The organism is Caproicibacter fermentans, from assembly GCF_009746625.1.
Lineage (GTDB): Bacteria > Bacillota > Clostridia > Oscillospirales > Acutalibacteraceae > Caproicibacter > Caproicibacter fermentans.
In genome coordinates this window covers 1-9,572 of record NZ_VWXL01000060.1, presented here as the reverse complement: position 1 = coordinate 9,572, position 9,572 = coordinate 1, and the positions used below count along the sequence as shown (strand labels likewise).

Genomic DNA, 9,572 nt, shown 5'->3' with positions numbered 1-9,572 from the left:
TCTGGAAAGCAAAAAAGCGAAACAAAATCAATACAGCCACCGGTATATCTGGACGGATTCCGTATGGAACCGCCCGGCCGGGTTCAACTCCATGTGCGGTGTAACAGAAAGAGACGGCTGCTACCTTTTGAATTTTTTCTCGTCACAGCCAACCTTGAATTACGGTTTTAACAAGATAACCGCACCGTGGCAGCAGCATTATACAAGCCCGGACTGCATTGCGACACGAAAAGCAATGGAAGACGTTATGCGCTTTTGGCTCGATGCAGGCTGCGATGGTTTTCGCGTTGATATGGCTGCATGTTTGGTTAAAAACGACGACGATCACGCTGCGACCGCTGAAATTTGGAGAAATGTGCGCGAAATGCTTGACCAGAATTATCCGGAAGCCGCAATGGTATCCGAATGGTCCGATCCCGACAAGGCGATTAACCGGTCACGGTTTCACATGGATTTTTATCTCAATCACAGGGGAAACGGTTACTATTCACTCTTTCGCAAAACGAGCAATGACGGTAATCCACTCAGTTTTTTCAGCAAGCAGGGTCAAGGGAACATTATGGAGTTTCTGGATGATTATCTTCCGAAATACAATGTGTCCAAGTCAGAAGGATATATTAGCTTTATAACCTGTAATCATGATACGCCCCGTATGACACTTGGCTATGATAATTCGGAATGCAAAATCGCGTATTCTTTTCTTTTAACCATGCCAGGTGTTCCGTTTATTTATTACGGCGATGAAATAGGCCTGCAGTATTTTAAACTGACGAGTGTGGAAGGTGGCTATAACCGAACCGGAACGCGCACGCCGATGCAGTGGACAAATGGGAACAATTTAGGTTTCTCCAATGCAGATAAGGAAAAGCTATATCTGCCGGTAGACGCCCGTGACTGTGCCCCCACGGTGGAAAACGAGGAAAAAGACGAAAATTCTTTGCTGAATACGGTGCGAAAAGTGCTGGCCCTGCGCCATCAAATTCCAGATTTGCAGGCGGTTCCAAACTTTGAGGTAATTTATGCGGAAAAAGACTGTTATCCATTTGTGTACCGCCGTGGCAAATATTTTATAGCAGTGAATCCTTCCTGCCGTGAAGTGGAGATTCTATTAATGGAGAAGGGCGAACCTGTGTTCATGATAGGCAGCAGTACTTTAGAAAATGGTCATCTTATGATGTGTGGACAATCTTTTGCAATTTTTAAAAGCACTCAGAGCTGATATGTGGTCGTACCAATAGAAGTTTGCAATTCAATTAGGATGAGTGTTTCAAAGGGGTGTCCCCTTCTTTGGAAATCCACAGAATAAAGCGGCGATAGGCTACCCTCTCCGGGAGCATATCGCCGTTTGCTGTCAGCAGCCCGTTTTAAGGTCTGTGTGTAGTTTCTTATAAACTGACATAAATGGAGATGCAAATATCATATAGTTTTTGCTCCCAAGTACAGACGACAGGAGATTTACGGGCAAATAAAAGCAGATATAGGGCAGATATTACGAAAACTATGCGAGCAACGTGGAGTAGAAATAATAGAGGCACAAGCATGCCCAGACCATATACACATGATGGTGAGTATACCACCAAATTTAAGTGTAGCGCAGTTTATGGGATATTTAAAGGAAAAAAGTTCGTTGATAATATTTGATAGACATGCAAATTTGAAATACAAATATGGGAACAGACACTTTTGGTGCAGAGGGTATTATGCAGACACAGTAGGAAGAAATGCGAAAGTAATTGAAGAATATATCAAAAATCAGTTGCAAGAGGATATAGCATCCGACCAAATATCATTCAAAGAATATATAGACCCGTTTACAGGTAGCAAGGAAACAAAGACATAAAAACAGACAGCCGCTTAAGCGGCTACCTATCCTGACCGTTTCATTTAGCTATCCCTTTTCACAAGTCTGTATCCAAGCCTCTTCACTGTTTGAAGCAGTTTGGGATTCGTCGGATCATCCTCAATTTTCTCCCTGATATGACGGATATGTACCATAACAGTATTGTCGCAGCCGACGCTGTCCTCTCCCCAAACCTGTTCGTATAGGCGCTCTCTCTGCTGATGATCTTGTTTGGATTTTCGGCAAGGTAGCGAAGCACTTCGAACTCTCTTGCAGTAAACGCAAGCTCTATGTCGTTTTATACACACGGCAGTCATCAGTGTCGATTTTTAAATTGCTTAAATGTATCTGTTGTTTTACATTATTTTTATCCGAGCAATCATATTTCTGCCTGCGCAGTTGTGCCGTTATCCGGAACACAATCTCTCTCGGGCTGAAAGGTTTCGTTATATAATCATCACCGCCGCTGCTTAAGCCCAATATTTTGTCTATATCATCGTTTTTGGAAGGCAGAAACATGATCGGACAATATGAAAATTCCCGGATTTTCCTACATACCTCAATCCCGTCAATATCGGGAAGCATGATGTCGAGAACAATGGCATCCGGCCGGTGCATTTTGCACAGTTGGATAGCTTCCTGCCCACTCGAGGCTTTAAGAATGTTTTTGAATCCATCTTTTTTAAGCACTTTCTCAAGCAAGTTGCCTATATCCTTTTCATCATCCACAAGCAGAATTTTATTATTTAGAAGGTTAACCCAATCAGAACTCTCCATTTTTTCACCTTCATGACAAAATCCAGCGGATGAGCTGTTTTCTACTGATTATATCATCATCATGTTTATTTATCAATTATATGCCGATGAGCATACGTGGTTATCAACAATTAGTGATAAAAATGGCAAGCAATGCTTTGTGGTACCCACAAAGCTAAAAGGCCGATTCCCGCTTTTACGGAAACCAGCCTTTTGCTTGTTGGTGGCAGCGCCCCCAACCCCCTTTGATCGCACAATAAATTGTGCGGCTACGCGTCCTGCGTACGCTGAAAATCGAGTGCAGCCCCGGTGTCTCACTTGATGTGATCTGCGATCAGATGGGAAGGACGCCGCCCTGGATTCCGGGATTGCTCCTGCGGGCGGACGGATATGAGTGTGAGTTCTATAAAAAGGAAGATTAAAGTCTTTAAGATATGGTGGTAAGCTGTAACCCGGAGATAATCATTTAGGCATGCACAATCATTATTGTACATGCCTAAACCCATAATAACACGCAAAAACACTTGTAAACTGCGACAAAATGCGATACAGTATATAATTATGGGTAATTATATACTGGTAACACGCCAGCAGGAATGAAGAAATGTTAGGCCCTTGTGACATTTTTTCATTTATAATACGCGTGGAAGAAGAAAGGTATAACTTCGTGAGCGAGGTAGATTGCATGAAAGGAAGCACTCAAGAACGCTGGATCAATGTTGATGAAGCGGCTGACTATTTTGGCGTCAAACCAGCTACCATTCGAGACTGGATTAAAAAGAAAAACGGAATTCCTGCAGTGAAGATTGGCAGGTCATGGAAGTTCAAGTATTCGGAGCTTGATAATTGGGCTAAAAGCGGTGCGGCTGCAGAAGAAACTGTTACTGATTAGAGTGAGGTAAGTACATTATGAATAAACAGCAATTGGCTGCTACTATATGGGAATCTGCAAATCAAATGCGTTCCAAAATAGAAGCTAACGAGTACAAGGATTTCATTCTTGGCTTCATTTTTTATAAATATCTTTCCGAGAAGGAACTGCATTTTTTCGAGGGGCAGGGTATGTCTCAAGAAGATATTACTCACATGGATGAATCTGATGCGAAGTTCGTTAATTATACGAAAGATGCCATTGGATATTTTATTTCATATGAGAATCTGTTTTCCACTTGGATTACTAAAGGTAATGATTTTGACGTATCCGATGTCAGAAAGGCGTTGTCTGCTTTTGATAGGCTTATCAGCCCTACCCACAAAAAGGTGTTTGAAAAGATTTTTAACACCCTTCAGACCGGTTTGTCCAAACTCGGTGAGAGTGCGGCTGCACAAACCAAGTCCATCAGCGGACTGTTGCAGTTGATCAAAAAAATACCGATGGATGGTAAGCAGGACTATGATGTGCTTGGCTTCATCTACGAATACCTGATCAGTATGTTTGCTGCTAATGCCGGAAAAAAGGCTGGTGAATTCTATACACCGCACGAGGTTTCAGTGTTGATGTCTGAAATAGTGGCTGACCATCTGAAAGGCAGAAGCGAAATTCGTATTTACGATCCCACGTCAGGTTCTGGTTCCTTGCTCATCAATATCGGCGTTGCTGCGTCCAAATATATTACCGGAGAGAATAAGATCAACTACTATGCGCAGGAGTTAAAGGAAAACACTTACAACCTGACGAGGATGAACCTTGTTATGCGCGGCATAGAACCTGGAAATATCTATGTCAGAAACGGCGATACTTTGGAGGAAGACTGGCCATTTTTCGAGGAAAATGAAACGGAAAAATATCAGCTTGTAAGAGTAGATGCCGTGGTTTCTAATCCTCCTTACTCGCAGAAATGGGATACAAAGGGCAAAAAGTTCGACCCCAGATTTTCCGATTATGGTGTGGCGCCAAAAGGAAAGGCAGACTATGCCTTTCTGCTCCATGAACTTTACCATCTTGAAGATGATGGTATTATGACTATTGTTCTTCCCCATGGCGTGTTGTTCCGTGGCAACGAGGAAGGCGAAATCCGCAAGAACCTGATTGAGAAAAACAATATAGATGCAATTATCGGACTGCCCGCCAACATTTTCTTTGGAACAAACATTGCAACGATCATCATGGTTCTCAAGCGTCACAGGGAGAACAACGACATTCTGATCGTTGACGCTTCCAAGGGATTTGAGAAGTCCGGGAAGAGTAACACTCTCCGCGCCTCAGATATAAAGAGAATTGCGGACACGGTACGTGGACGGCTAAAGATTCCCGGCTACTCTGTCCGCGTTGACAAAGAGACTATCCGCAGGAATGAATATAATCTCAATTTGCCCCGCTATATAGAATCCTTCACGCCACAGGAAAAGTGGGATATTCACTCCATTATGTTCGGCGGCATCCCTAACAGCGAACTTGACGAGCTCATGCTGTACTGGGACGCACTTCCGGGGCTGAGAGAGGCGATGGTCAAGCCGCTCTCATCGGACTATGTGGAGTTTGTATGTGAGGATATAAAAGAGTACGTCGTGGCACATCCTGTCACGGCTGCTTATTGTTCTGCCTATAATGCGGCATTCATTGATTTCCGAGAATATCTTGTCGGCAGACTGATTAAGCGGTATAAAGAAGCCTCTCCAACAAAGGAAGAAGAAATTATCACAGATGATATTTTCTCTCGCCTTGCCGCTATCAAGGCAATCGACAAGTATGAGGCATATCAAGTGTTGGACAACAGCTGGAAACAGATTTCTGTTGATCTTGAAATGCTGCAGACCGAGGGTGACGGAGCTCTGACGGCAGTTGATCCTAATATGGTGACCAAGCAGAAGGATGGCAAGGACATCGAAGTTCAGGATGGCTGGATTGGCCGCATCCTGCCATTCGAGCTTGTTCAGAAACTTCTGCTGCCGGAGGATCTTGCGGCAATCAAGAAGCTGGAAAGAGAACTGGCTTCTGTCGCTTCCATTTACGATGAAATCCTTGATTCGCTTTCCGAGGACGAAAAAGACAGCAATATCACCGATGACAGCAACAGCAGCTTTGTCACAAAGGAAGTGCGGGCGAAAGCCGATGAAATCCTTGAGGACATTGAATCTGAAGAAATCAGCGCCTTGAAGAACTACCTTACTTTGGGAAAGAAACCCGAAAAACTGGCATATTCCTCTGACTGCAAGGCTGTAAACTGGTCGGACATGAAGCCCGGAACCAACGGCCTGTACAGCAAATCAGTGATTAATGCCCGCATCACGATACTGAAAAGGCAGTATGTCTTTCCGACAGAGTCATTTGAGGCTAAGATTATGCGCGTAGTGGATACTATGGAAACCGAAGCCAGACTAAAAAAAGAGCTGAGAGACGCACGGGCGGCACTTCACGAAAAGACTAAAACCACTATTGAGCAGATGAATCTCGAAACCGCACTAATGATTCTTGAGGAAAAGTGGATCACGCCTGTCTGCGATGGTATGAGCGCACTGCCGCACAATTTGATTGCTGCGTTCGTTGCCGCGCTTGAACATCTGGCGGAGAAGTACAAAATCACGTTTGCAGAGGTCGGTGAAAAAATATCCGGAACCGAAGAAACCATATCGAACTATGTCAATCTTCTCTCCGGGAATGACTTTGATATGGAAGGCCTCCGTGAGCTTCAAAAACTGATTGGAGGAGCGGAGAAATGAATGATACTCCAAAAATTCGGTTCAAAGAGTTCACGGACAAATGGGAACAACGTAAGGTTGGAGATTTTCTCATAGTGAGCCGGGTTGTCGGTCATACTGGCATCGATGCGAGAAAACTCACGGTGAAATTGTGGGGAAAAGGAGTAGTCGAAAAAACAGACTTATATGGCGGAAGTGAAAACACACAATACTACATCCGCAGAGCAGGCCAGTTCATGTATGGAAAACTTGATTTCTTACACGCTGCTTTCGGAATTGTGCCTGAAAGTCTTGATAAATATGAGTCTACGCTTGATTCTCCCGCTTTCGATATGAAAAATATCGATGGTCAATTCTTTCTTAACCGCGTAACGCAAGAAGACTTCTATTTGAAAAATGGAATGGTCGCTAATGGTAGCAGAAAGGCAAAACGTATCCACGAAGATACCTTTCTCGATATGCCTATATCTGTCCCTTCTTTTGAAGAACAGGTATGTATTGGTGAACTACTTGTCGGTCTGGATGACCTTATCACTCTTCATCAGCGTAAGTACAATCAGATGATTAATGTGAAAAAGTCCATGCTTGGCAGGTTGTTTCCGTATGCCGGTGCCGAAAATCCTCAAATTCGATTCGGGTTTTCTGAAAACTGGGAGGAAGTCAAACTTGGAAATATCGTTTCTCCATATTCCGACCCGGTCGAAACACCTCATGATGGTTACATACGCCTTGGCATCCGCAGTCATGGGAAAGGCACCTTCCACGATTATGTGCAACCCGGTCAGGAGCTAGAAACGGCTCAGATGCATCGGGTTGCTGCCCACAAGTTCATCGTCAACATTACCTTCGGCTGGGAACACGCAGTGGCAATTACTAACCAGCAGGACGCAGGGAAACTGGTGTCGCATAGGTTTCCGCAGTTCTCCATGACTGATAGCATCGATGACAGCTTCCTGAAGTACGTCATTCTTGACGAACGGTTCAAGCATCACCTGTTCTTATCTTCTCCAGGTGGTGCGGGAAGAAATAGGGTGCTGAACATTCCGCAAATGCTCGAATACAAGACGCGTATCCCCAAGATTGAAGAACAACGGCAGATTGCGGGACTGCTGGATTCCGTCAATAATCTGATTGATCTCTACGCTGATAAAGTACAAAAGCTGAAGCAAATCAAGTCTGCTTGCCTTGACGGTATGTTTATTTAGGAGGACTTGCCATGGTATACGAAGAGGAAAAAGTATTTGAGGAAGCTGTCATAAAGCAACTTATCGAATGCGGCTGGGAATCAAAAGTCCTCCGTTACCCCACGGAAGAACAGCTGATCAAGAACTGGGCGGATATTCTATTCAACAACAACCGCCATCAGGACATATTGAACGAGTGCCCTCTGACAGACGGCGAAATGCAGCAGATTCTGGAACAGATAACCCAGCTACGTACTCCCGTCCGTCTGAATGACTTCATCAACGGCAGAAGTGTATCCATCAAGCGGGATAACCCGGATGACAAGGCACACTTCGGCAAAGAAGTCAGTCTAAAAATTTATGACCGCAAAGAAATTGCCTATGGTGAAAGTCGATATCAAATCGTACAGCAACCCCAGTTCAAAACGGGTCTTCGGCTGAATGATCGGCGCGGAGATCTCACACTAATGATCAACGGTATGCCAGTTATTCATGTCGAACTGAAGAAAAGTGGTATTCCCGTCAGCAACGCTTATCATCAGATAGAAAAATATGCACACGAAGGCGTGTTCACCGGGCTGTTTTCTCTGGTGCAGGTGTTTGTGGCGATGGAACCGGAGGAAACGGTTTATTTCGCCAATCCAGGTCCGGACGGAACCTTCAATAAGGCATTCTATTTCCATTGGGCGGATTTTGACAATGAGCCGATCAACAACTGGGAAGAAGTCGTAAAAAGGCTGCTCAATATCCCGATGGCACATACGTTGATTGGCTTCTATACGATTCCTGATGACAAGGATGACACCCTCAAAGTCATGAGAAGCTATCAGTATTACGCCGCAACCGGCATTGCAGACAAGGTCACCAATAAGGACTGGAGCGATACCAATATCCTGGGCGGGCATATCTGGCATACCACAGGTTCCGGAAAAACGCTCACCAGCTTTAAATCCGCGCAGCTTATTGCCAGCGCCCATGATGCCGAAAAAGTAATCTTCCTTGTGGACAGAAAGGCACTGGGCAAGCAGTCCTTTGATGATTATAACGCCTTTGCCAGTGTGGGTGAAGAAATCCAGGATACTGCCGACACGGACATTCTGGTTTCCAAGCTCAAAAGCGACTCTCCTGCGGATACGCTTATTGTCACATCGATTCAGAAGCTGAGCGGTGTAACGAGAGATGCGGAAGGCGTCAAGGCGGCTGACATAGATAAGATTGTCGCAAAGAGAATCGTCATTATCATTGATGAGGCGCACCGCTCTACCTTCGGAGAAATGCTGTCCAATATCAAGAATACATTTGTTCACAGCATTCTCTTCGGCTTCACCGGGACGCCAATTCAGGATGTCAACAAGAAAAAGGACAATACGACCGCTTCCGTTTTCGGTGACGAACTGCACCGATACACCCTTGCCGATGGCATCCGGGATAAAAACGTGCTGGGGTTTGATCCGTATATGGTTCTCACATATTCGGATGACGACTTGCGGCAACAGGTTGCCTTCATGAAAGCCAAGGCTTCCAGTGTCGAAGGGGTTATCGGAAACAAAAAAAAGGAAGCCATCTATTTTAAGTTCATGGATCCGACTCAGGTGAAAATGGTCGGAGAACAGCATGGCAAGAAATATATAAAAGGTATCGAAGACTATGTGCCAAAATCGCAGTATGATAACGAGGCGCATCGGGAGGCAGTTCTTACTGATATTATAAAGCACTGGCCGACTCTGAGCAGAGGGGGTCTGTTCCATGCGATATTTGCCACCTGTAGCATTCCGGAAGCCGTAAAGTACTATCGACTTTTGAAGACTATGGCTCCCGAACTAAGAATTACCGCTGTTTTTGACCCAAATATTGATAACGAAGGCGGTGGTTCTCTTGAAAAGGAAGACGGCATTGTTGAAATTCTGGATGATTATGAAGTTGTATTCGGGCCTTCCTTTACGATACCGTCCTATGATGAGTTCCGGGAGGATGTGCAGCTGAGGCTTGCCCATAAAAAGCCCTATAACAGAGTTTCTAAGGACAAGTGTCAACGCCGGAACTTTTTTGACCCAAAACGCCGGTCGGAAATGACCCATATCGCCGGTTACATGAGCGCCAGTCACAGTACCGCCGGAATGTCCACCGGCGGTACTGTCTGAACGCCAGCTTTG

The 9,572-nt window shown here is 44.9% G+C and carries 6 protein-coding genes and 2 pseudogenes; 6 read left to right on the top strand and 2 right to left on the bottom strand.

What is annotated here, in order from left to right:
- Both CAFE_RS11590 and tnpA read left to right on the top strand, forming a co-directional pair.
- Nucleotides 1-1,219, top strand: a 1,219-nt coding sequence (locus CAFE_RS11590; RefSeq protein ID WP_166525120.1) for an alpha-amylase family glycosyl hydrolase, incomplete at its 5' end; no start/stop codon positions are given.
- A gap of 180 nt (nucleotides 1,220-1,399) precedes the next feature.
- A pseudogene (gene tnpA, locus CAFE_RS11585) lies at nucleotides 1,400-1,840 on the top strand (IS200/IS605 family transposase); the annotation flags it as partial.
- A 44-nt stretch (nucleotides 1,841-1,884) separates the two neighbouring features.
- Here tnpA and CAFE_RS20655 read toward each other — a convergent pair.
- Together CAFE_RS20655 and CAFE_RS11580 are read right to left on the bottom strand one after the other, a co-directional pair.
- Nucleotides 1,885-2,001: pseudogene (locus CAFE_RS20655) on the bottom strand (winged helix-turn-helix domain-containing protein); the annotation flags it as partial.
- Between the two features lie 127 nt (nucleotides 2,002-2,128).
- The gene (locus CAFE_RS11580) at nucleotides 2,129-2,617 is read right to left on the bottom strand and encodes a response regulator transcription factor (protein ID WP_413814431.1); all 489 of its coding nucleotides are present in this window, start codon (nucleotides 2,615-2,617) and stop codon (nucleotides 2,129-2,131) included.
- A 664-nt stretch (nucleotides 2,618-3,281) separates the two neighbouring features.
- Between CAFE_RS11580 and CAFE_RS11570 the strand changes: the two genes are divergently transcribed.
- The 4 genes from CAFE_RS11570 to CAFE_RS11555 are packed head-to-tail and all read left to right on the top strand — an operon-like array spanning nucleotide 3,282 to nucleotide 9,560.
- Complete coding sequence (locus tag CAFE_RS11570; protein ID WP_156990731.1) at nucleotides 3,282-3,488, top strand: helix-turn-helix domain-containing protein; 207 nt, start codon at nucleotides 3,282-3,284, stop codon at nucleotides 3,486-3,488.
- 17 nt (nucleotides 3,489-3,505) lie between these two features.
- A complete protein-coding gene (locus CAFE_RS11565) occupies nucleotides 3,506-6,256 on the top strand; it encodes a type I restriction-modification system subunit M (protein ID WP_156990730.1) in 2,751 nt (916 codons plus the stop codon).
- Complete coding sequence (locus CAFE_RS11560; protein ID WP_156990729.1) at nucleotides 6,253-7,440, top strand: restriction endonuclease subunit S; 1,188 nt, start codon at nucleotides 6,253-6,255, stop codon at nucleotides 7,438-7,440. The genes CAFE_RS11565 and CAFE_RS11560 overlap by 4 nt, the downstream gene beginning before the upstream one ends.
- 11 nt (nucleotides 7,441-7,451) lie before the next feature.
- Nucleotides 7,452-9,560: a DEAD/DEAH box helicase family protein gene (locus tag CAFE_RS11555; protein WP_156990728.1), complete on the top strand. Its 2,109-nt coding sequence runs from the start codon at nucleotides 7,452-7,454 to the stop codon at nucleotides 9,558-9,560.
- Nucleotides 9,561-9,572: the final 12 nt, after the last annotated feature.

Excerpts from the sequence above, each read along its gene's own strand:
- CAFE_RS11560 (WP_156990729.1), top strand. The coding sequence starts at position 6,253 with ATGAATGATACTCCAAAAATTCGGTTCAAAGAGTTCACGGACAAATGG.
- CAFE_RS11570 (WP_156990731.1), top strand. The coding sequence starts at position 3,282 with ATGAAAGGAAGCACTCAAGAACGCTGGATCAATGTTGATGAAGCGGCT.
- CAFE_RS11555 (WP_156990728.1), top strand. The coding sequence starts at position 7,452 with ATGGTATACGAAGAGGAAAAAGTATTTGAGGAAGCTGTCATAAAGCAA.
- CAFE_RS11580 (WP_413814431.1), bottom strand. The coding sequence starts at position 2,617 with ATGGAGAGTTCTGATTGGGTTAACCTTCTAAATAATAAAATTCTGCTT.
- CAFE_RS11565 (WP_156990730.1), top strand. The coding sequence starts at position 3,506 with ATGAATAAACAGCAATTGGCTGCTACTATATGGGAATCTGCAAATCAA.